The 21,802-nt window shown below is 52.4% G+C and carries 19 protein-coding genes; 10 read left to right on the top strand and 9 right to left on the bottom strand.

All coding sequences use genetic code 11. The features are described from left to right. Positions 1–12 precede the first annotated feature (12 nt). Positions 13–2,028 (bottom strand): NADPH-dependent 2,4-dienoyl-CoA reductase, encoded by a 2,016-nt coding sequence (locus H8K38_RS08745; protein ID WP_186884435.1) that lies wholly within the window; start codon positions 2,026–2,028, stop codon positions 13–15. Between the two features lie 149 nt (positions 2,029–2,177). Here H8K38_RS08745 and H8K38_RS08740 point away from each other — a divergent pair, with 149 nt between their 5' ends. From H8K38_RS08740 to H8K38_RS08725, 4 genes are all read left to right on the top strand, one after another. Beyond that, positions 2,178–2,711 carry a PadR family transcriptional regulator gene (locus H8K38_RS08740; protein ID WP_186884434.1) on the top strand — a complete coding sequence of 178 codons (534 nt, stop codon included), beginning with the start codon at positions 2,178–2,180 and terminating at the stop codon, positions 2,709–2,711. 95 nt (positions 2,712–2,806) lie between these two features. Then, the gene (locus H8K38_RS08735; protein WP_186884433.1) at positions 2,807–3,355 is read left to right on the top strand and encodes an ECF-type sigma factor; all 549 of its coding nucleotides are present in this window, start codon (positions 2,807–2,809) and stop codon (positions 3,353–3,355) included. A gap of 78 nt (positions 3,356–3,433) precedes the next feature. Continuing rightward, positions 3,434–6,367: a serine/threonine-protein kinase gene (locus tag H8K38_RS08730; RefSeq protein ID WP_186884432.1), complete on the top strand. Its 2,934-nt coding sequence runs from the start codon at positions 3,434–3,436 to the stop codon at positions 6,365–6,367. 171 nt (positions 6,368–6,538) lie between these two features. Further along, positions 6,539–7,432, top strand: a complete 894-nt coding sequence (locus H8K38_RS08725) for a hypothetical protein (protein ID WP_186884431.1) — start codon at positions 6,539–6,541, stop codon at positions 7,430–7,432. Positions 7,433–7,558: 126 nt separating this feature from the next. Here the strand turns inward: H8K38_RS08725 and H8K38_RS08720 are convergent, their stop codons facing one another. From H8K38_RS08720 to H8K38_RS08710, 3 genes are all read right to left on the bottom strand, one after another. Beyond that, positions 7,559–8,248, bottom strand: a complete 690-nt coding sequence (locus H8K38_RS08720) for a VIT family protein (RefSeq protein WP_186884430.1) — start codon at positions 8,246–8,248, stop codon at positions 7,559–7,561. A gap of 48 nt (positions 8,249–8,296) precedes the next feature. After that, positions 8,297–9,151 carry a PhaM family polyhydroxyalkanoate granule multifunctional regulatory protein gene (locus H8K38_RS08715; RefSeq protein ID WP_186884429.1) on the bottom strand — a complete coding sequence of 285 codons (855 nt, stop codon included), beginning with the start codon at positions 9,149–9,151 and terminating at the stop codon, positions 8,297–8,299. A 72-nt stretch (positions 9,152–9,223) separates the two neighbouring features. Then, a complete protein-coding gene (locus H8K38_RS08710) occupies positions 9,224–10,495 on the bottom strand; it encodes a branched-chain amino acid ABC transporter substrate-binding protein (RefSeq protein WP_186884428.1) in 1,272 nt (423 codons plus the stop codon). Between the two features lie 112 nt (positions 10,496–10,607). Here H8K38_RS08710 and H8K38_RS08705 point away from each other — a divergent pair, with 112 nt between their 5' ends. Both H8K38_RS08705 and H8K38_RS08700 read left to right on the top strand, forming a co-directional pair. Next, positions 10,608–11,777: a DUF3108 domain-containing protein gene (locus H8K38_RS08705; protein ID WP_186884427.1), complete on the top strand. Its 1,170-nt coding sequence runs from the start codon at positions 10,608–10,610 to the stop codon at positions 11,775–11,777. Position 11,778: 1 nt separating this feature from the next. Then, positions 11,779–12,534 (top strand): DUF3108 domain-containing protein, encoded by a 756-nt coding sequence (locus H8K38_RS08700; protein WP_186884426.1) that lies wholly within the window; start codon positions 11,779–11,781, stop codon positions 12,532–12,534. 152 nt (positions 12,535–12,686) lie between these two features. Here H8K38_RS08700 and H8K38_RS08695 read toward each other — a convergent pair whose 3' ends face one another. Further along, entirely contained in the window at positions 12,687–13,985 is a 1,299-nt protein-coding gene (locus H8K38_RS08695) for a lipopolysaccharide biosynthesis protein (protein WP_186884425.1), read from the bottom strand. Positions 13,986–14,088: 103 nt separating this feature from the next. Here H8K38_RS08695 and queC point away from each other — a divergent pair, with 103 nt between their 5' ends. The 3 genes from queC (at position 14,089) to H8K38_RS08680 (ending at position 17,076) form a co-directional block, all read left to right on the top strand. Continuing rightward, positions 14,089–14,808: a 7-cyano-7-deazaguanine synthase QueC gene (queC, locus tag H8K38_RS08690; RefSeq protein ID WP_186884424.1), complete on the top strand. Its 720-nt coding sequence runs from the start codon at positions 14,089–14,091 to the stop codon at positions 14,806–14,808. 95 nt (positions 14,809–14,903) lie between these two features. After that, entirely contained in the window at positions 14,904–15,647 is a 744-nt protein-coding gene (locus H8K38_RS08685) for a metallophosphoesterase (RefSeq protein WP_186884423.1), read from the top strand. Position 15,648: 1 nt separating this feature from the next. After that, positions 15,649–17,076, top strand: a complete 1,428-nt coding sequence (locus H8K38_RS08680) for a bifunctional serine/threonine-protein kinase/universal stress protein (RefSeq protein WP_186884422.1) — start codon at positions 15,649–15,651, stop codon at positions 17,074–17,076. Positions 17,077–17,118: 42 nt separating this feature from the next. Here H8K38_RS08680 and H8K38_RS08675 read toward each other — a convergent pair whose 3' ends face one another. Continuing rightward, a complete protein-coding gene (locus tag H8K38_RS08675; RefSeq protein ID WP_186884421.1) occupies positions 17,119–18,312 on the bottom strand; it encodes an ABC transporter substrate-binding protein in 1,194 nt (397 codons plus the stop codon). Between the two features lie 509 nt (positions 18,313–18,821). Between H8K38_RS08675 and H8K38_RS08670 the strand changes: the two genes are divergently transcribed. Beyond that, positions 18,822–19,484, top strand: coding sequence for a hypothetical protein (locus tag H8K38_RS08670; protein ID WP_186884420.1), 663 nt, complete (start codon positions 18,822–18,824; stop codon positions 19,482–19,484). 71 nt (positions 19,485–19,555) lie between these two features. Here H8K38_RS08670 and H8K38_RS08665 read toward each other — a convergent pair whose 3' ends face one another. From H8K38_RS08665 to H8K38_RS08655, 3 genes are all read right to left on the bottom strand, one after another. Then, positions 19,556–20,710 (bottom strand): alpha-D-ribose 1-methylphosphonate 5-triphosphate diphosphatase, encoded by a 1,155-nt coding sequence (locus tag H8K38_RS08665; protein WP_186884419.1) that lies wholly within the window; start codon positions 20,708–20,710, stop codon positions 19,556–19,558. 165 nt (positions 20,711–20,875) lie between these two features. After that, positions 20,876–21,286: a VOC family protein gene (locus H8K38_RS08660; protein WP_186884418.1), complete on the bottom strand. Its 411-nt coding sequence runs from the start codon at positions 21,284–21,286 to the stop codon at positions 20,876–20,878. Between the two features lie 25 nt (positions 21,287–21,311). Beyond that, entirely contained in the window at positions 21,312–21,707 is a 396-nt protein-coding gene (locus H8K38_RS08655; RefSeq protein WP_186884417.1) for a VOC family protein, read from the bottom strand. Positions 21,708–21,802 lie beyond the last annotated feature (95 nt).

The raw sequence follows: 21,802 nt of genomic DNA, 5'->3' as shown, positions 1-21,802 counted from the left end.
CTCCCTTTTTTATCAGATCGTTGCTGCCAGGCGTGTACCCTGATTAATCGCCCGTTTGGCGTCCAGTTCGGCTGCAACATCAGCGCCGCCGATCAGATGCACGGTTTTTCCTGCTGCTTCCAAAGCCGCCTGCAAATCACGGCGCGGTTCCTGACCTGCACACAGAATGACGTTATCGACTGGCAGTGTTTTTTGCTGACCATCGATGGTCACATGCAAGCCCGCATCATCAATCTTGTTGTAAGTGACACCGGCAAACATATGCACGCCGCGGTTCTTGAGCCCGGTACGATGTATCCAGCCTGTGGTTTTACCCAGTCCGTCGCCCACTTTAGAGACCTTACGCTGTAACAAGAAAATTTGTCGTGCCGGCTTTTCAATATCTGCTTCTGCCAAACCGCCGACAGTCTGATAGCTGGTATCCACACCCCATTCGGCAAAGAATTTTTTCGGATCCAGACTAGGGCTGGTGCCGCTATGGCTCAGATATTCCGCCACGTCAAAACCTATGCCACCGGCGCCGATAATTGCCACGCTCTTACCAACGGCTTTCTTGTCCCGCAACACATCGAGGTAACTCAATACTTTTGGATGAGTCACGCCTTCAATTTCCGGCGTCCGCGGTGTGATGCCCGTTGCCAGCACGATCTCATCAAAGGAACTCAATTCATCGGCAGTGACCAGCGTATTCAAACGGAGTTTGACGCCGGTCAGCGTGATCTGCTTCGCAAAGTAACGCAGGGTTTCATAAAACTCTTCTTTGCCCGGCACTTGTTTCGCAATATTGAATTGCCCACCGATCTCGGCCCCCGCATCAAATAAGGTGACGTCATGCCCGCGGCTGGCGGCGGTCGTCGCAAAACTCAGACCGGCTGGCCCGGCACCGACAACAGCGATACGCTTGGCCTTGTCCAGCTTTGCATTGAGCAGCTCGGTTTCATGACACGCACGTGGATTCACCAGACAGGACGTAATCTTGCCGCCGAAAGTGTGATCCAGACACGCCTGATTACAACCGATGCAGGTGTTAATCTCATCTGCCTTGCCTTGTTCTGCCTTGCGCATGAACAGTGGGTCAGCCAATAAAGGACGCGCCATCGAGACCATGTCGCAGAAATCATCCGCCAGCAATTGCTCAGCCACATCCGGTGTATTGATACGGTTCGTTGCGACCAGCGGAATAGTCACATGGCCTTTAAGTTTCTGCGTCACCCAAGCATAAGCCGCACGCGGCACCTTGGTCGCAATCGTCGGGATACGTGCTTCATGCCAGCCTATGCCGGTATTGATGATGGTCGCGCCTGCCTCTTCGATAGCTTTGGCAAGTTGAATGACTTCGTCCAGTGTGGAGCCGCCTTCGACCAGATCGAGCATGGACAGGCGATAGATGATGATGAAATTGCTGCCGACTTTTTCGCGGATACGGCGCACGATTTCGACCGGAAAACGGATACGGTTTTCATACGCCCCGCCCCATTCATCATCACGCTGGTTCGTGCGGGCAGCGATGAACTCGTTGATCAGATAGCCTTCTGAGCCCATCACCTCGACACCGTCATAGCCTGCAGATTGCGCCAGACCGGCACAACGGACGAAGTCATCGATTGTCTGTGCAACTTCTTCAGTCGTCAGCGCATGTGGCGTGAACGGGTTGATCGGCGCTTTGATCGCGCTTGGTGCAACCAGCGTCGGCTGATACGAATAACGTCCGAAATGCAGAATCTGCATCGCGATTTTGCCGCCTTCACGATGCACGGCATCGGTCACGATGCGGTGATGTGCCGCTTCTGCTTCGGTGGTCAGCATCGCGCCGCCATGCATAGGGCGCGCGCGCTCATTCGGCGCAATACCGCCGGTCACGATCAGCGCAACGCCACCACGCGCACGTTCTGCATAGAACGCCGCCATGCGTTCAAAACCGTTGTCCACCTCTTCCAGGCCAACGTGCATGGAACCCATTAACAGGCGATTTGGCAAAGTGGTAAAGCCCAGATCAAGCGGTTTGCTCAGGTGAGGATAGAAAGACATGGCGTTTCCTTAATGGAGAAAAACAGTATCAGTCACGTGGAGCAGACGATACAAGGGATAGCGAGAGAATAGCGAAACAACTTTATATATGCAACTGGTTGCATATAAAATGTCGCCAACCAAGCTCGAATAATTCCTCTAGTGCTGTTATGTCCCTGCCTCACGCCTTATTGACCTCCCTGATCGAAAAACCCTGTTCCGGTTATGAACTGGCACGCCGCTTTGATAAATCCATCGGTTATTTCTGGCATGCGACGCATCAGCAGATTTATCGTGAACTCGCACGTATGGAGGAAAACGGCTGGGTCAGCTCGAGTGAGGTCGAAGGCGGCCGCGCGGGTAAAAAGCGATTCGAGGTATTGCCGGCAGGACGCACTGAATTGCAGCGCTGGGCCGCCGAAAGCACAGCGCCTATGCGCCTGCGCGACGATATGCTGGTACGACTACGGGCCGACGCCGCCGTCGGTGCGCCCGGCCTGATAGAAGAAATGGAGCGTCGTCTGAAGTTGCATGAACAGGAATTAGAAAATTACAAGGCAATAGAACAACGCGATTTCAGTCACAGGCCTTTGTTGCGTGAAGCACAAATTCATTATCTGATTTTGCAGGCCGGTATCAGTTTTGAAGAAAGCCGGGTCGCATGGACAAAACAGGCACTGACCACATTGCGACAACAACAGTAAGCTAAGCGCCTGACATCCGGGATACTTTTTCCTGCGACAAAGAGACAGCGTCCTTTAAAATAGCCGATTTCCCGAACCGGATAAATGACTCGCTTATGGATGATTTTGCTTCTTTGTGTACGCGCGCACGGGCAGGAGACCCGCTTGCAGCGGAACAACTCATGCAGAAAATTTATCCTGAATTACACATCATGGCGCGCGCGCGTTTGCGCCAGAGCGGTCACCTGACTTTGCTTGATACCACCGCCCTGATTAATGAAATGTGGCTGCGTCTGAATGCCAACACCCAGCTTCAGCTCGCAGAAAAACATTATTTTCTCGGTTATGCCTCACGTGCGATGCGTTCTATCGTGATTGATTATGCGCGCCGCCGTCAGGCGGAGCGTCATGGCGGCAGTGCAGAACATGTCGAACTCAGTTCCCAGCCCGATCTCAGTGCCCCCGATGAATCTGAGCTTTTACGTGTACATGATGCGCTGAACGAACTGGAGCAGATCGACCCGCGTCTGGCACAAGTCGTGGAACTGCGTTACTTCGCCGGACTCAGTGAAGAACAGACGGCCGACTTTCTCGGCATCGCCAGACGTACAGTACAACGTGACTGGCTGAAGGCAAGAGCCTTACTGTTTGAAGCACTGTGCTGAAGCGTTTTACCAATCCGGTGACGCTTTTCCTGTGATTTTTCCGTTCTGATCAGCATCCCTTTTTTCTGGAGACATTCGGTGGTACTTCCCGGTGAAGACTGGCATCTGATATCGGTGCTGTTTGATGAAGTCATGGATCTGAACCCGGCGCAAAGACAACAACGACTGTCAAGACTCGCGACTGAGAATCCGCAGCAGCATCGTCGTCTTTGTCAGCTACTCGCAGCACATGACAAGGCGGAAGAACACGCTTTTCTGCTGACCACGCCGAAAATCACGCTGGATGAGGGTACACGCAATCCTTTGCCAGTGATATATGAAGAAGGAATGACGATAGGCCCGTGGGAACTGCGCAAGAAAATCGGCCAGGGCGGTATGGCCAGCGTCTGGCTCGCGGTTCAGAAAAACAGCGAATTTAAACGTGAAATTGCCTTAAAACTGCCCTATCCGGATACGCTGAACGGAACGATAGTCTCGCGCTTTATCCGTGAACGCGACATCCTCTCGCAACTGACACATCCCTATATTGCCCGCTTATATGATGCCGGGATCAGCAGCGAACAACAGGCATGGCTGGCGCTCGAATACGTCAGGGGCAGACACATCGTTGACTGGTGCCGCGAACAAAAGCTGGATTTGCACGCACGTATCCAACTGATGGTGCAGGTGTGTTCAGCGGTGCAATATGCCCACTCGCATCTGGTAGTACACCGCGATCTGAAGCCCAGCAATATTCTGGTCACCGAAGAGGGTTATGTGCGCCTGCTCGACTTTGGTATCGCACAAATTCTGCAGGGTGGCAACAATGTCGCTATGACTCAGGCGGCACCAACCGGAGAAAGTACAGGCCCGGTCACCTGGCGCTACGCCTCACCGGAACAGATACGCGGTGAAGCACCGGGTATTGCCAGTGACATTTATTCACTCGGGATCGTTTTCTACGAGTTACTCACGTTCGTCACACCATATCAACCGGCAAACCGTTCACGTGCCGCGCTGGAGCAGGCAATTCTGCATGATCCGGTGGCACCGCCTTCAGAGCGATTGCAGGAAAACAAACAGCGCCGTCTGCTGCGCGGTGATCTGGATGCGATCATCCTCAAAGCACTACGAAAATCACCGCTGGAGCGCTACACCACGGTCGATGCATTATCGGCCGATCTGAAACGCTATCTGCGGGGAGACACTGTCAGTGCCAGGCCCGACAGCCTGTGGTATCGCAGCAGCCGTGTTTTACTCAAACACCGCTGGATTGCAGCCAGCGGCCTGTTTTTGATTTGCTTTCTGTTTGCAGCAACCGCAGTTTCCCTGCATCAGGCGCGCATTGCTCAGACCGAGGCAATTAAAGCGAAAGCAATGTATCAGTTCGTCGTCAGTCTGTTCAATCCCGATCAGAAGCCGGATCTGGATCTGGCAAGACGCCAGATGACGCTGAAGGATCTGGTCCGCCTCGGTACTGACCGGCTTATTAACGAACTGCAGGCGCACCCCGAGGAGCGGGCAAAACTGTTACACGACCTGGGGCAGCTGACGATACAACTGGGACTGCAGGATGAAGCCGTCCGTATTTATCAAGTCAGTCTGGAACAGGCAAGGCAGAGATACGGACAGGACAGCAATGAATACGCGGGAGTGTTACTCGATGCGGTTGAATGGCTGAGTGGAAATAACCGCAGTCAGGAAGCCTGCCAGTATGCAGACCAAGCGCTGGAAATTTACCGCCGTCACCATGCCCCCGATGAAAAACTGGCGGTCGCTTACCGCAAGGCCGGACATTGCGGCGTCAACCTGCACCCCGCCGGATTTCCGAGAGATATTCAGTATCTGGAAACGGCAGTACGTTTATCGCGGGCCGCAAAAGACCGCGCAGAACTCTCGTCTGCTCTGGAAAATCTGGGACTCGCGTATCTGAATTCTGACCGCCCTGAGAACGCGTTGGCGGCCTTTAACGAATCCCTGCAACTACGGCAACAACTGTATGGCGCACATGCGTGGCAAACCGCAGAATCTCTGCAGAGTGTCGCCATCACACTGGATACTCTGGGCAGAACCGGAGAATCTGCCGCAGCGCGCCTGCAGGCATTACAAAGCATGGAAGATATCTGGGGCAAAAATCATTATTTTGTGTCGGAAAGCAAAGCTTATCTGGCCGATATGCTGGTCGATGCTTTGCGCCGCCCGGAGGGCATTGTCTATGCGCGGGCGGCCTATGAAATCATGCTGCTGCCTGACTGGCGCAATCAGAAACTGGATTATCTGGAAAATGCCAGCGCGAGCTATCTGAAAATTTTGTACCGCAGCGGTAATCTGCAGGAAATGCGCAGCGTTTGCGACCAGTTCCCCTGGAAAACACCGATTCGCTATCCCATCCTGCGCAACATTATGTTCAACCACTGCGGTAGTGTTGCGCTGTATTTCGGAGATACAGAGACCGCACGCCGCTTTGCCCGTGACAATTTCGCGCTATGGAAACAACACTGGCCGCAACAACCCAGCAGAGCCAGCGGCATACATTTGCTGAATGCCGAAATTGCCAGAGCATCACATCATCGTGACGAAGCTATCCGCGAATACCGCGCAGTGCTGACCAGTGCGGCAAAAAAAAATCATTTCGCCCGCACTCAGGCCTGGCTTGGTCTGTCACTGCTGGCCGGCAGTGACCAGGCATTGCTGCCCTTACCCCAGATGCAGGCTGAGCTGGAATTTTTCCTGCAGCCGGGCCAGCGCGACTACTGGGCAGGATTTGAAGCCAGCATGCGCGAGGCTATCGGCAATGTCTATCTGGCGCGAGGCCAGACTGCAGCCGCACAAGAAGCAATGAAAGCAGCACTCGCCATACGCGAACAGGCTGACGATACCCGCAATGGTATCTGGTATGCATTGACCATGCTGCGGCTCGCTGACGCCATTCAGCCTGAAGACTCCGTGCAATCTGCTCAGTTACGGCAGCGCGCAGACGCCATTTGCAGACAATATCCCGCCTGTCGCTGGCAAGCGCCAGCCAGGCATTAAGCGGGGCAAGCGTAACACGTCTGTCGTTCTTCTCTATTCTGCTTTCTAAAAAAAATGCCTCGGCGTGGCGCTTTTTTCAAAAGAATTCCGTTCATACAAAGGAAGCGTCGTCCTGCCTGTCAATACGATGGTGCAGCGACCTGTTTTTCTTTTCATTTATAAGGATACGGCATGAAAAAAGCTCTTCTGGTAATGAGTCTGATCAGCGCACTCAGTGCATGTGGTGGCGGCAGTTCAGGCTCCGGCAGCAATTCCGGCAATAACAGTGGTACCGGTGGCACCGGAGGTACTAGCGGGACGGGTAGTACATCATCCGGAATGACGGAAGCAATGAAAGTTTTTGCAGAAAGCTGGATCAGTATGCAGGCTGTGCTGAATCTGCACGATCTGCTGATTATGGCCGGCAACAACGGTAACTGCCCGAAAGGCGGCAGCGTCAGCTTTAACGGCAGCACAACCAGTCTCAGCAACTGTGTGCGGCGCTTCCCGGCAGATAATGCCTATCTCGGTAATTTCAGTGGCACACCAGTATTCACGGGCTCAGTGAAAAGTCTGAATTTCCAGAGTGCCGGCAACCTGAACGTCAATGCGGGTGATAACCCTGCTGTGACGCAGTATGTAATGAGTAACACCAGCTTCAACGGTACCGACAACGAGACTGGAAGCGGAGATACCAGCCAGATCGGCAACGGCAGTGCCACATTCGTCATGGGCGCGGCCAGTAGCTACGCTGTCACATCGGTTGGCAGTACCGCAGTTAATAATGGCAGTAGTCTCAACAGCAATGCTGGCTTTTTCTACAGCAAAAGCAATGCTGCGGCCAGTCGCGTGGTCACGACACAGAATCTGATCTTCAGCAGCGATACCAGCGGCATGACGAACCGTCCTGCAAGCGGCTCCTATAATGTTGCCGTCGGTGGCACTACGACCAGCTGTGTGAATGTCGGTGTGCAGATGCTGGCCAACAATCAGGTAAAAATCAGTTGCAGTGCGACCAGTGAATCACGCACTGTCAACTGGAGTGATACAGACGTGCAGAGCGCTCTGCGCAGCGCCCGCAGCTAAATACGCGGCATGAGAAACGGGAGACGGAAAGGTATTCCATCTCCCGTTGCGGATATTGCCCGTTAGACTATCGACTGCCGATGTTCCCTTTGAGGCAGATCTGCTGGTCATGAAACATCAGCCGTTTCAGGCCGCAACGCCAAACAAGGCACCGACGCCGGCCGTCAGCGCCATCGCCAGCGCTCCCCAGAAGGTCACACGGGCAGCCGCCACCGTCACCGAGGCACCACCGGCATACGCCGCAACCGACCCCAGTACAGCAAGAAACAGTAGCGCACTGATCGCGACCGACCACATCAGCCAATGGACGGGAAACAAGAAAACCACCAGCAAAGGTAATACTGCTCCCACTGAAAAAGTGGCTGCCGATGACAGAGCCGCCTGCACAGGCCTTGCCGCCAATGCATCGGAAATCCCCAACTCATCGCGTCCATGCGCACCGAGTGCATCGTGTGTCATCAGTTGTGTCGCCACCGCAGCCGCCAGTTCTGCATCGAGGCCACGGGCAATGTAAATATCCCGTAACTCATCGTGCTCATGCGCAGGATCTGCCGCCAGCTCCCTGCGCTCGCGTTCAAGATCCGCCGTTTCAGTATCCGCCTGCGAACTGACCGATACGTATTCCCCCGCTGCCATCGACATTGCGCCAGCTACCAGCGCAGCAACTCCCGCAATCAGAATATCTTTGGAGGCCGCTCCGGCTGCCGCCACACCGAGTACCAGACTGGCCGTTGAAACAATACCGTCGTTAGCCCCGAGCACAGCGGCACGCAACCAGCCTATGCGGTGCGTTTTGTGTCGTTCTATATGTCGCATGATGTCACTTTACGTTGAATTTTCAGGGCAAAAAACACAGATGACTTATTATTTTTGCGGCGTTTTTGTAGTTGCTTTAGCTGCTGTTTTTGTGGCCGTTTTTGGCGTACTTTTGCTTGCCGTCTTGCTGCTCACTCCGGTTTTATTTTTTGATTTGGTAGCAGCAGAGGCACTCGCCTTCGCTGTTGGCTTTGCCGCTGTTTTTGCTGAAGCTGTCGCAGATTTTCCTGGGCGGGCATTCGTTTTTTGCTTTGTCGCATCCGCTTTACTCAGTGTTTCTTTTGCCAGACCATCGCCTTCCATTGCCTGGCTGACCGCTTGCTTGAATTGATTCTGCAGCAGATTCCACCAGGCTGCCGGGTTCGCAAACGGCGTACCGGCATCATTGCCAGAGGCGGAGCCTGGCGTTTTCTCTGCAGTCTCCGCTGCTTGCGGCGGGATACTTTCCGGCTCAGGCTCAGGTGCTGGCTCAGGTGCAGACTCCTGCTCTGGCGCTGGTGCTGGCGCCGCTGTCGGTGGCATAGGCCAACTGGTATGATCAGACGCGTTAGACGAACCGGGTTTCGGAATATCCGTCTGCGCCGCACTGGCTTGTGCATTGGCTTGCGCACTTGCCTGCTGCATGTGCTGGGCAAAATTTTCACCCAGTGATTGCAATGTCGCAATCGTGGCACGCTGGACTTCGAGCGCCTGTATCGTGCCACGCAACATGTTCATATTCACATTCAGCCACGATTCTACGGTTTTCAGATCCTGAATTTTTTTATCCAGTTCATCAACCGACATCGGCGGTGCGACCATGCCCGGAACATTCATACTGCCCCAGAGTTTTTTGATAAATCCGAGCGGGTCACCCATAGAATTCATGCCGGGAATATCAGAACCAGAAAAAGGATTGCTCATCGGTGTACTCCTTATGTAGGCGCCGTCTGCACGCCATGATGACACTGCATGTGAAGACTGAATAGCGTTCTGCTAACGTCTATCCATCTTGCATGAGCTGGGTAATGCAGTCAATCCGGATTCAAAGAATCGCTCGGTTTTAAAACCGTAACCGCTGCCTTCATTGTCAAAACGGGTTCCGGCATCGCCTTTTTTCTGCATGACGGATACGTACAAAGGCTGCAATAACTGATGATCTTCCGCGCGCATCAGTGCCTGGTGAAAACCATTGCTGAAACTCGCATTTTCCAGCGCCCGTGCTACCGCTGCTGCTTCGGTAGATTTAGCCCTTTCTATCGCGCTGGCCAGCATTTCCAGCATCAGTTGCATACGCAGATGGACATAATCATCCTTTGCCAAAGGATAGCGCTTACGAAATACCTGATAGAAATCGTCGCTCGCTTTGCCACCGACGTTCGGATGCCATTCAGCGACCGCCCGCACCCGCCCTATGCCCGCATCGCCTATCGCAGCCGGCGCGCCAAGGCCGTTTGCATAGAAAGTGTAAAACTTGATGTTCATCCCGGCTTCTTTGACCGCTTTCACCAGCAAAGTCAGATCATTGCCCCAGTTACCTGTGATGACTGTATCCGCGCCGCTGGCTTTGATTTTTGCGGCATACGGCGCGAAATCCTTGACCTTGCCTATCGGATGCAGATCTTCACCGACGATGCTGATATCCGGCCGTTTGCGCGCCAGCATCGCGCGTGCCGATTTACCAACCTGGCGCCCAAAACTATAATCCTGCCCGATCAGATACACTTTTTTGGCGCGGCTATCGTCTTTAATGACCTCGGTCAGCACGTTCATACGCATATCCGCATGCGCATCAAAACGAAAGTGCCAGAAACTGCACTTTTCATTCGTCAACACGGGGTCAACGGCGGAATAATTCAGAAACAATACGCGGTGATCAGGCATGCGCTGGTTATGTTTGTTGATCGCATCGATCAGCGCTGCAGCGACAGCAGAACTGTTGCCCTGCACCACAAAAGGAATTTTCTGGTCAGTCACCTGCCGTAACAAGGTCAGGGATTCTTCCACACCCTGTTTGTTATCAAACACGCTCAGGCTCAGCGCATGCTGGCCATCAGGCAAACGGACACCACCGCGCGCGTTGATGTTGTCGATCGCAATTTGCAAATTACGCTGCACCGCTTCGCCGGCATTCGTGAACGCTGCGCTCATCCCATCGATCATCGCAATGCGTATCGGTGGCAAAGGTTCTTTAGACGTTACGGCAAAGGATGTTGAAAACGACAGGCTCAGGAATGCTGCAATTGTGATGCGCAGAAAAAATGTCATAACCAGAAATAAATAATCAAAAGTGATACTGAGGCAAAGACCTGCATTCTACGCCGTATAAAATTCCTGCAATGTCATCGCAGCTAAACCTGCAAGCGTTTACACTGTCGCCATGAATCGCATTACCCTTTCCACTTTACCTGCCCGCTTCCGCTCTCGCGCCCTGATCTTCACAGGCATGGCGATCGCTTTTCACCTATTTTTATGGCATTTATTGTCGGGAAGCCTTGTTACCGAAAAGCCAGCGGCGACACCGGCAACCACCAGCATAGAAGTTCAGTTAAAAGAAGTCCCGGCCACCATCGTGCACGCTGTTCAAGCTCCCCAAAAAGTAAAGCCAAAACCACAGGCACGCAGAAAGACAGCAACACCGACGACCACAGCAGTCAAGTCGGATCAAACACTGAACGACACGCCGCCCACGGCAGCAAGCGATGCGGAAACTCCACCGACAGCAGCGGTCACCGAACCCGCGCCAAATCAGGAACTTGCATCTCCGGCACAAGAGATATCTGCGCCGGAACCAGTGCCAGCAACAGCCACAGCATCGGCAGCCAGCACCAATAACGCGGATAATCCAGTGACCGAATTAGCCGGACTGAAAATCACCGCGCCGCCATCCGGCAAAATGCATATGAAAGTCGTGCGTATTTCGCCGAACATGAATCCGGTATACGGCCTCGGCGAGATCAGTTGGCAAGCGCAGGACGGGCAATATCAGATGCAGGTGCAGGCATCGCTGGATTTGCTGTTCACCAGCTTGAATTTATACAAACTGCAAAGCGAAGGCAATCTGTCCGCGAATGGAATACAACCTAAGCGTATGAGCGAAACGCGGCGGGGGCGCAGCGAAACGGCCACGCATTTTGATTACGATGCCAACCAGCTGAGCTTTTCATCATCGAATAAAAACACCGAGCTGAGCAAAGGTGCGCAAGACCGGGCGACAATCTTTATGCAACTGGCGGGATTAGGGATCGCCTCGCCGGAACAGTTTCAGCCGGGCAGACAAATTTCGGTGCAGGTTGCCGAGGATCGCGATGCGAACCAGTTCATCTTTGTCGTCATCGGCCAGGAAGAAATTGATACGGCTCTCGGCAAAATCATGACCTGGCATGTCAAGCGTCCGCCCCGCACAGGACTGTATAACTCTACGCTGGAACTCTGGTTCGCACCTGCTTATCAGTGGTATCCGGTACAAATCCGCAATACCGAAACGAACGGCGCCGTCACGACGCAGACGGTCAGTAAAATTCAGCTTCAATCCACTTCTGGAAAATGATATGTCCCACCCTTTTTCTCTTCGTCTGATCGCCGCTGTACTTACCAGCGCGGCTCTTAGCCCTCCGCTGGCAAACGCAGGCACAACGGAACATTTCAATAAGATGGCCTTTAATCTGCCACCGGCGGCCGAGCTTTCTTACACGATCAAGGCAAAGCAAAGCGGCATTCCGCTAGGTGGTGCGGCAACCGTCAAATGGGAAGTCAGCGACAAAAAATATAGCGTCGTGACAGAAACGCGCGCGATGCTGGTCGGCAAAATCCTCGATGCCAGCAGTCAGGGTCATATCAGTGATTACGGTCTGGCACCGGAAAAATTTGTCGAAAAACGTTTTCGCAAACCAGAGACCATCACCAGCTTCGAGCACGATAGCAAAACCCTGCGCTTTACCGCCTCGGATGAAACCTACGTTCTGAAAGGCGGCGAACAAGACAGAACCAGCGCCACCTGGCAACTGATTGCGTATGCGCGTGCCGCTGGTGATAAGTTCAAACCGGGCAGCGAGTGGAAAATGTTTGTCGCCGGACGGCGCGATGCCGAGCCCTGGAGTTTCAAAGTGCTGGCAAGTGAAAAAACCAGCACGCCTCTGGGTGAGTTCGCGACGATCCATATCAGTAAAGCACCGCCGCCGGATTCTAAAGATCAGACACTTGATATCTGGCTTGCCCCAGCCCTTGACTGGTATCCGGTACGTCTGAAATTCAGCGATGCAGATGGCGACTATGTTGATCAGATCATAGAAAGTGTGAAGAAATAAAGCGATGAATATGGCCGGAATGATGGAATATGGCGCGCATCGCTGCACCAATACCGACAAATGAATGACCGCTGGAACCCCGCGTATTTATTGGGTCTCCAGCCAGTCAAAAAATGCCTTAAACAAGGACAAAACCGCAATCACGTATCTTTTTATGCGGGCAATTGTGGCTTAGGGCGTTTCTGTAAAGCGGGCAAAATATATTTCCAGACCACCACCGTTTCAAACACTTCGACAGCGATCAGCGCAAAGATCGCACCGGCAGCGCCCCAATATGGAATCGCCTGATAGGTAATCAGCACCACCAGTATCAAGGTGACCGTTCCAAGAAAAAACATAGAGCGGAAAGCGCCGCCGCTCATCAGCCATGACGTTCCTATCGTGCGTACAGAATTGATTGCGAAATAGCCGCCCCAAAGCATAATCAAAGGTCCGAGGCCGCTGTATTTGCTGCCGATCACATATGCTTCCAACCACGGCAAAGTCAGTAACATCGCGCCCACATACGCAAACACAACGAGTTCAATGCCTAAGATAGAAACGATGGTCAGCTTGCGCAGACCGCTCCAGTTATGTTCTGCCATCAGACGACTCGCTTCTGGTCGTGCGACCCGGGACCAGGCTGCCACTGCCAGCGGAATTGGCATCAGCAGCAAACGCGACGCATTCAGGTCGGCAATCGCCGCCAGCCCCAGCCATGCACCGGAAAGATAGACGTAACTGTAATTTGACAGCCAGCCAACGATAACCCCCAGCACCGCCCAGCGACCATGGCCGCGTATGGTTTCCTGATGTTCATGCAGAATATCAGCGTCTTCCGCATCAACCTGACGGACCTGCGTTGCCGTGCGATCCATGATGCGATGACGACCAAATAACGCACACAGAAATGAAGCAGATGCCAGCACGATGAAAACATGGGCAACATCGATCACTTCAAATAAATACAAACTGAGCATCCCTGCTAACACCGCCGCGACGTACACCAGATCCTGCCGCAATACGCTATGAATATCGGATTGTATAAAGCCGACAGTGCGACCGTATTCGCGCAGGCCATTGCCGATCACATAGAGGCCGAACGCGGCCGCCATTAACCAGTTTTTATTACTATGATGCGTGGCGGCTGGGACAAATTCGACGATCAGAAACGCCGCTACGCCCATCGCCACCGTCCAGAAGATCTGCCGCTGCCAGTAACGGCGCAACAATAGCTTGCGAGTATTTTCATGCACCGCACTGGCGACCGTTGTCAGCGGCCCGGCTATCCATGAATCAACGATCAGGCCCGCCAGCAGCCCGCCAGCATATAACTGACCATACAGACCATAATCGTCTTTATCTACCAAGCGGATCAGCAAAGCGCCGATGCAGAAGTTCAGGGCACTCAGCATGCCCTGATCGATGACGGACAAAAACGAGGAGGATAGAAATTTTTTAGGAAAACTCATGGGCTTGCGATAACATTCATCTCACACGAACCTTACCATCATGACAGAATGAAGTACAAAGGGTTTCTCCCTACTTCATCCATCCTTATTTTTAGTTTGCAAAATGAATAAATTTAGTAATAACGACCGTGCGCTGGTGTTGTTCAGCGGCGGGCAGGACTCTACCACTTGTCTCGCATGGGCATTGTCGCGTTATGCCCACGTGGAAACCATCGGTTTCGATTATGGCCAGCGCCATGCGATCGAGTTAACGGTACGTCCGACCTTATTGGAGAAAATCCGCAGTTTCTCGCCAGAATGGCAAACACGGCTTGGCGAAGATCACATGATAGATCTGTCACTGATTTCGCAATTATCCCATACGGCAATGACGGAAAATATTGCCATCGAAATGCAGGCTAACGGCTTGCCGAATACCTTCGTACCGGGGCGCAATCTGATGTTCATGATGGTAGCGGCCACGCTCGCCTATCGCCGCGACTTGAATGTATTGGTGGGGGGCATGTGTGAAACCGATTTTTCCGGCTATCCAGATTGCCGCGACGACACCATGAAAGCTCTTCAGGTTGCGCTGAATCTGGGCATGGCAACCCGCCTCAAACTGGAAACACCACTGATGTGGATAGATAAAGCGCAAACCTGGGAACTTGCCGGACAGCTCGGCGGTACAAGCCTGATTGATCTGATCCGCGCCGATACCCACACCTGCTATCTCGGCGAACGCGGTCAATTGCACGACTGGGGTCATGGTTGCGGTACCTGCCCTGCCTGCGAATTGCGCGCACGCGGCTATCATCAATATCAGGCATCATTACCCAAATAAGCTTAAAAATAAGCTTGTAAGCTGGCCGTTAGCCAGCTAACTTAAAATGATAGCCGCAAGACAGATAAAACTAATTATATAAATGGAAGAGACCTATGCTGCTCGCGCTGATGACCGACCTGCATGCGAACCGCGAAGCATTTGCCGCATGTCTGGCACATGCAGAACAACAAAACGTAACGCGCTACGCTTTCCTTGGTGACCTGATAGGCTACGGTGCTGATCCTGCCTGGGTTGTACAAACCGTGATGGAGTATGTCGGTAAAGGCGCTTACGTTCTGATGGGTAACCACGACGTCGCGATTCTGCAGGAAGATAAACAAGGCATGAATCCGACCGCGCGTCAGGCGATTGAATGGACGCGTGCTCAGTTGAATCCGGCACAAATCGATTTTATTGCGAAGCTGCCCTACCGGATTGAATTACAGGATCTGCTATTAGTCCACGCCAATGCCTGGGCGCCGGAAAAATGGGAATACATCGACGGCGTCATGGAAGCCATGCGCAGCATGCATGCATCCAAAGCAGCAATCACCTTTTGCGGGCACATGCATGTGCCAACGCTGTATCACATGACGATGACCGGAAAAACCGGGGAGTTTCTGCCAACGCCGGAAAATGGCATCCCTCTGAGCAAGCAACGACGCTGGCTGGTCATTCCAGGTTCCGTCGGTCAGCCGCGCGATGGCAACCCTGCGGCATGCTACGCGACCTTCGATACCGAGACGCTGGAGCTGACCTATTACCGTGTTCCTTACGATCACGAAACCGCTTCTGCAAAAATTCTGCGCGCGGGTCTGCCAGCAGCGCTGGCATCCCGCCTTCTGACGGGAAATTAAGATGAGCCCGCACAGCCTGCAGGCCGGGATGGAATTTGATGGCTACCGCTTAGAAGAAAAATTACATACCGGCGGGATGGCTGCACTCTGGCGCGTCACCGATTTACGCCAGCGTCATGTCGGCAAACCGGGGCTGGAAGACGGTGTGCCGCCATTGATCATGAAAGTACCGCTGCTGTACTCTTCTGACGACCCGACCGCTATCGTCGCGTTTGAAGTCGAACAGATGATCATGCCTAAGCTCAAAGGCGTACACGTGCCGCGTTTTTTCGGCTCTGGTGATTTTGATGCGCAGCCGTATATCGTGATGGAACAGATAGCAGGTGAATCCTTACGCAGTCGTTTCGCACAAGCGCCGTTACCGATCAGCGAAGTTGTCACTATCGGCATTAAAGTCGCGAATGCTTTACAGGATTTACACCGGCAGAATGTGATTCATCTGGATATCAAACCAAGCAACATCATGTTCCGCGATGGAGTAGCGGTGCTGATCGATTTTGGTCTATCACGCCATGATCGCCTGCCTGATCTGCTGGATGAAGAATTTCGCCTGCCTATGGGAACTGGGCCGTATATCTCGCCGGAACAAGTGCTGGGTGTGCGCAATGAACCGCGCAGTGACTTATTTTCACTCGGGGTTTTACTCTACCATCTGGCGACTGGCGAACGGCCTTTCGGTCATCCGACCTCCGTTTCAGGTTTAAAGAAACGCTTATACCGCGACCCGATTCCGCCGCGCAGCCACCGGCCGGATATCCCAGCCTGGCTGCAAGAAATTATTCTGCGTTGCCTGGAAGTAGAACCGGCGGCGCGCTTTGACACGGCGTCACAGTTAGCGTTTTTGCTGCAGTACCCGGAACAACTGACGCTGACCGGGCGTGCAGAAAAAGCGCAACAGGATGGCTATCTTTCTGTGATCAAACGCCGTCTGAAAGCCTCGGGCATAGAGCCAGTCTTGCAACACAGTATTTCGGAACAATTAGCGAAGGCACCGATCATTGTCGCCGCGCTTGATCTGACGCGCGGCTCTGAAGCACTGGCAGAAAACCTGAGAAATATCACACGACGGATGCTGCAGACCGAACCCGGTGCAAGGCTGGCCTGCCTGACCATACGCAAAACCAGTCGCATAGGAATGGACGACAGCCTGATCAAACAGGGCGAAAACATCCACGTCAAACAACTGGTCGATCTCAAACACTGGGCCAGACCGTTGAATATCAGCGCGGACAAAATCACGTTTCACGTGATTGAAGCGCCGGATCCGGCAGGTGCGATTATCGAATATGCGCACAACAACGATGTCGATCACATCATCATTGGCTCGCGCGGCACGTCAGCGTTAAGACGCTATCTGGGCAGCGTTTCCGCGCAGGTAGTGGCAGAGGCAGCCTGTACTGTGACGGTCGTTAAAACGACCGAAAAATAAGCTGCCTGCTGCCTTTGCAGAAAAGTCAGGCGACTTTCTGAATTATTTAGTACGCACAATCAGGCCGCTGCTGGCGTCCTCTTTATACGCGTAGGAAACTTTGCCCTTACGAATCTCGCCCATGACGACCATCGATTGCGTAATCGCTTCATGATCTGCTTTCGTGTAAGGCTTTTTATAGCGTGTCACGACCGTCGACGTGGCTTCGTATTTCATATCTTCCAACGCATCTTTGATCTTTTCAGATTCGGTCGAGTTTGCCTGCATGATCGCCAGACTCAACAAACGCAGGGCATCATAAGTCTGCGCTGCAGCTACTGCGGAAGGAATAATTTTGGCATTATTTAAACGCAGATAAGACAAAGAAAAACTGCTGCTGCGGGTGGAATCACTCTCGATAAATGTCACTGGCATACGCGCACCTTCTGCATTGCCACCGGCAGTATCAGCAAAACTCTTTTGCGACAGAATCCAGCTGCCGACCAATGGCAGATTCACTTTTGCCTTGCTCATGCTGTTCGCGGCTGCTGCTGCTTCCGAAGACAGGCAATACAAGATAATGACCTGCGCGCCAGCCTGCTTCGCCTGCGTCATCTGGCTGGTCATATCCTGCTCACCGATTTTCACACTCTGCACGCTGACTGGTGCCAGCTTACGTTTTTGCAGCTCAGCAACCAGATTATCTTTACCGAACTGACCGTAAGGCGTGTCGTCATGCAGAATCGCAATCTGCGTCAGCTTACGTTTGTCGACCACATCATGCAGCATCGCAACGGGCTGAATACTGTCGCTGGCCGATAAACGGAACACATAGCTGTGCGGAACCGCTGGCGGCATGAATTTGCTTAAGCCAGCTCCTGTGGCAACACTGACGATCAGCGGAATTTTCGCGTCCTGAAATACTTTCGCCGCCTGCAGCGCAACACCCGTATTCGCAAAACCAACCACCGCTACGACTTTTTCTTTTTCTATCAGTTCTTTTGCCATCGCCACACCCAGCTCTGGCTTGGCCTGATCATCGCGTTCAACGAGTTCAATTTTGCGCCCGAGTACGCCGCCAATCTGATTCAGATCAGCCTGAAATACACGCGCGCCACCGCGCATGCTTTCACCCATATCGGTTGATGATTTGCCGGTGAACGGGCCAATGACCCCGATCCGGATCGGCGGCTCCTCCGCGTATGCTGCGCCGCACAGGCACAATACAAGACTACTCAGTAGCGAACGAATGCGCATTTTTATCTCCAATTTTATTAAACACCCCGGCATGTTGACGCCGCAAATAGCAGGGCAGATTTTCTCGTGCTGAGAACGTAACCGCGCACCATATAGTTGTCAATTGGAAATATAAATTAAAAAACAAAGTGGCTTCTTGATTTCCAACATAAATCAATCGCATAAAATTTCCGCAATGCAATACGTATCAATACGTATGCCTGAGTAAAGGTTGGCAGACTACCCAGAATTAGTTTGCGATACAGGCATTTTTGTCAGTGCAAAATAATTACTTAAGTGTTGTAATTTCACACGCTACTGTCGCGTGATTTTCGTAACGACCAGGCAATAGGACTAGCGGCTTTTAATATTCTGGCGAACTGAATTTCGGTGTATCTGGCCTGGCGTAGTTCTGTTCTTTTTTTGAACTTGAGTCTGCCTGGAGAGCGTTAATTGTGCATGGTTCGAATTTTCGGAAGAGGTACACTGACTAATAGTTAATTCTTTTTTTGAAAAATGTTGAGGCGTATATGTTCTTTAAAAAACTCAGTGTGATTGCTTTGATATTCTCAGTCTCACAAATCGCATTAGCTGATAACGCCGCTCTCCCAAAAACATTTGAAATAACCGGACAAATAACAAAGAAACATCTTGAAAATTATGATCAGGCGTTGGTTGCTGACCCTGAGATCAAAGGCATCCTTTTATCAAATTCTCTCGGTGCGGCGAATGATGGCGTTGAGATTGTAGAAGAATTCAGAAAACGTATTGAGCAAAAAAAATTATCTACTTTTGCGCGCGGTATATGTGCCTCCGCTTGTGCAAATATTTTTTTGCTCGGCTACCAAAGAAGCCTGCTCGCTAATCCCAATGGAAAACCAACCACGTTGCTATTGCATCCAGTGAGGCGTGTGTTTGAAGAAAACAAAAATGGTGTCGGACAAATTCAGGTTTTCTTCACAGATAAAATTAATCAACAAATCTCTGAACGTAGCCAAGGCAAACTGACTATCGAATTACTGAATAAGATGTATGACGCCGAAGATGGAAGTGGTGGAATATTTATTCTGCGGGAACCCAATTCAGAAGGTAAATACATCTTATTTTCCAAGAGCTTGGTGAAAAAAATAAGAGCAACGCCCATCAGCGATTTAACGCCTGCAGACCTTGGTATGACCATCACCGAAGAATGATATCGGGCTCTAGGAGTTAAAACGGGCGAATAGCACTCTTCTTCACAGGCATTATCTACTTTGGCTACGCATCAAGCAATCTGCAAACCTTGCCTCCAAACACCCATCACAACAGGAATCCCTTCAATGATGCGGACGCGGATAAAATCGGCACGCAGGCCGTGGGCGATCTGACCGCGATCCTGCAAACCTATCTGCCGCGCGGGTTGCAGGCTGACGGTGGACACGGCTTTCGGCAAAGAGTAACCATCTTCCTGCAATAAAAAAGCGGCATGCAGCAAGCTGGCCGGAACATAATCTGACGACAAAATATCGAGCAAGTCATGGCGTGCCAATTCACTCGCAGAGACGTTGCCGGAATGTGAGCCGCCACGCACCCGGTTCGGTGCGCCCATGACGATGGATAAGCCGTGCTGATGCGCAAACTGTGCGGCCGCCAGCGTGGTTGGAAATTCAGAAATCGTCACGCCGTCGCGCACGCCCTCAAGCACATGAGCGTGCGTAGTATCGTCATGCGTCGCCAGTGGAATACCATGCGCCTGAGTGCGGCATAGCTTGACGATCTGCGCACGATTTTGTTCTGCATACTGCTGCTGGCGATCACTCAGCACTTCCAGCATTTGATCCACTTTTTGATGCGTCCAGCCGCGCTTGCCAGTGACGTAGACGCGGTAATGTTCAAGGTCTGTCCATTGTCGTTGCCCCGGCGTGTGATCCATCAGCGACACCAGCCGCAAACGCTCGTCATTTAAAAACGGCGTAAATAATTCCAGCAAACGCGCCTCTGCCAGCTCCAGCCGCAGATGCAGAAAATGATCGGTGCGCAGCACGCCCGCCTGCCTGGCACCGGCCAGCCCTTGTACGCAGGCCTGCATCATTTGTGTACGCACGCTGTCGGGGTCGATATCGCCGATGGCAATCGCGTCCAGCACCGTGGTGATGCCGGAACAGGCGATCTGCGCGTCATGCGCGATGATCGCGGGCAGCACCGGCCAACTCACTTTCGGGCGCGGCATCAGATGCTTTTCTAAATTATCGGTATGTAACTCCACCAGACCGGGTAACAGATAATCGCCATGCCAGTCAGTACCCGTCAGCGTTGCCGCGCCTGAATTAACATCATCAATACGCCCGTGACTAACGGCGATACCGCCAGTCAGCACCTGATCCGCTGTGACGACGCGTGCGTTGCGGATAGAGAACGCTGTATGCGAAGCAAAATTCATGAAGTAATACATCCTTGAAAAGCGGTGAACAAGTTGAGATGAATCTGAGAAAAAAATTACCGGTCGTACCTGTGACTTTTTACTGCTGCGATCCGGTATTGTTGAACAGGAATAGAATTTACGCAAAACTTTCCGGCGTGATGAAGATCTGACCTCAGCAATGCACTACAAAGACCATGCGCGATTTTGTAACACCACCCTGTACCCATCGGCATCTTCAAAAGTTTTACCGGCCACGTCCCAAAAAGGATTAGCGGAGCGCACCGGCAAAAATCCCGCCTGTTGCATGTTCTCGCAAGCACGCCGCCATTCTGCCTCGTCGGGAAGATAAAAAACCAGCAAATGATCCTGGCTCGGTGCCTTACATGCATACGAGTCGGCATGCGAGCCAACATGTTGAGTAAATTCCAGATGATAGTTGTGCTGCGGATGTCCGATGATCGCGCCGTCTATGCCATCGTGATCTGCAAATTGGCTCAGCAAAACAAACCCCAGCCCGTCGATGTACATTCTGGTGATCACGCTGAGATGATCGGTGGGTCGAGCCACCCGCATCACTGCTTTTTCTGAAATCATGCTTTTCCTTTACTGCACGTGTGATTCACACCGGTGCATGGCACACGGCTTCGACGTTATTCCCGTCAGGGTCTATCGTGAAAGCACCGTAGTAATTTTCATGATAATGCGGGCGCAGACCGGGTTGTCCATTGTCTTTGCCGCCATGCGTCATCGCCTGCGCATAGAATTGATCGACGGCATTGCGGGACGCAGCACTGAAAGCGACATGCCGTGGCGTCGATTTTTCTTTGGTTTCGATAATCCAGAATGTCGGCTTTCCATTCACACCAAACGCGCACATCCGCTGGGTAGGAAAATCGGCATTCCACTCAGCGACAAATTCCATTTGCAGGGTATATCCCAATGGCGCAAAAGCCGCTTCATAAAATAATTTTGTGGCCGGATAATCTGTCGCATAAGTGCTGAGGTGATCTATCATGAGTTCTCCCGGTTTTCAGATGGAATAAGAATGATGAATGACAACGCATTCACCGCATACTATGTCATATCAGACACAAAATATTCTTCTGAAAA

Source organism: Undibacterium sp. FT79W, assembly GCF_014284215.1.
Classification (GTDB): domain Bacteria; phylum Pseudomonadota; class Gammaproteobacteria; order Burkholderiales; family Burkholderiaceae_D; genus Undibacterium; species Undibacterium aquatile.
Note: the sequence above shows the minus strand (reverse complement) of the source record. Positions and strands in the feature narration are given on the sequence as shown.

Excerpts from the sequence above, each read along its gene's own strand:
- H8K38_RS08745 (WP_186884435.1), bottom strand. The coding sequence starts at position 2,028 with ATGTCTTTCTATCCTCACCTGAGCAAACCGCTTGATCTGGGCTTTACC.
- H8K38_RS08740 (WP_186884434.1), top strand. The coding sequence starts at position 2,178 with ATGTCCCTGCCTCACGCCTTATTGACCTCCCTGATCGAAAAACCCTGT.
- H8K38_RS08735 (WP_186884433.1), top strand. The coding sequence starts at position 2,807 with ATGGATGATTTTGCTTCTTTGTGTACGCGCGCACGGGCAGGAGACCCG.
- H8K38_RS08725 (WP_186884431.1), top strand. The coding sequence starts at position 6,539 with ATGAAAAAAGCTCTTCTGGTAATGAGTCTGATCAGCGCACTCAGTGCA.
- H8K38_RS08720 (WP_186884430.1), bottom strand. The coding sequence starts at position 8,248 with ATGCGACATATAGAACGACACAAAACGCACCGCATAGGCTGGTTGCGT.
- H8K38_RS08715 (WP_186884429.1), bottom strand. The coding sequence starts at position 9,151 with ATGAGCAATCCTTTTTCTGGTTCTGATATTCCCGGCATGAATTCTATG.
- H8K38_RS08710 (WP_186884428.1), bottom strand. The coding sequence starts at position 10,495 with ATGACATTTTTTCTGCGCATCACAATTGCAGCATTCCTGAGCCTGTCG.
- H8K38_RS08705 (WP_186884427.1), top strand. The coding sequence starts at position 10,608 with ATGAATCGCATTACCCTTTCCACTTTACCTGCCCGCTTCCGCTCTCGC.
- H8K38_RS08700 (WP_186884426.1), top strand. The coding sequence starts at position 11,779 with ATGTCCCACCCTTTTTCTCTTCGTCTGATCGCCGCTGTACTTACCAGC.
- H8K38_RS08695 (WP_186884425.1), bottom strand. The coding sequence starts at position 13,985 with ATGAGTTTTCCTAAAAAATTTCTATCCTCCTCGTTTTTGTCCGTCATC.
- queC (WP_186884424.1), top strand. The coding sequence starts at position 14,089 with ATGAATAAATTTAGTAATAACGACCGTGCGCTGGTGTTGTTCAGCGGC.
- H8K38_RS08685 (WP_186884423.1), top strand. The coding sequence starts at position 14,904 with ATGCTGCTCGCGCTGATGACCGACCTGCATGCGAACCGCGAAGCATTT.
- H8K38_RS08680 (WP_186884422.1), top strand. The coding sequence starts at position 15,649 with ATGAGCCCGCACAGCCTGCAGGCCGGGATGGAATTTGATGGCTACCGC.
- H8K38_RS08675 (WP_186884421.1), bottom strand. The coding sequence starts at position 18,312 with ATGCGCATTCGTTCGCTACTGAGTAGTCTTGTATTGTGCCTGTGCGGC.
- H8K38_RS08670 (WP_186884420.1), top strand. The coding sequence starts at position 18,822 with ATGTTCTTTAAAAAACTCAGTGTGATTGCTTTGATATTCTCAGTCTCA.
- H8K38_RS08665 (WP_186884419.1), bottom strand. The coding sequence starts at position 20,710 with ATGAATTTTGCTTCGCATACAGCGTTCTCTATCCGCAACGCACGCGTC.
- H8K38_RS08660 (WP_186884418.1), bottom strand. The coding sequence starts at position 21,286 with ATGATTTCAGAAAAAGCAGTGATGCGGGTGGCTCGACCCACCGATCAT.
- H8K38_RS08655 (WP_186884417.1), bottom strand. The coding sequence starts at position 21,707 with ATGATAGATCACCTCAGCACTTATGCGACAGATTATCCGGCCACAAAA.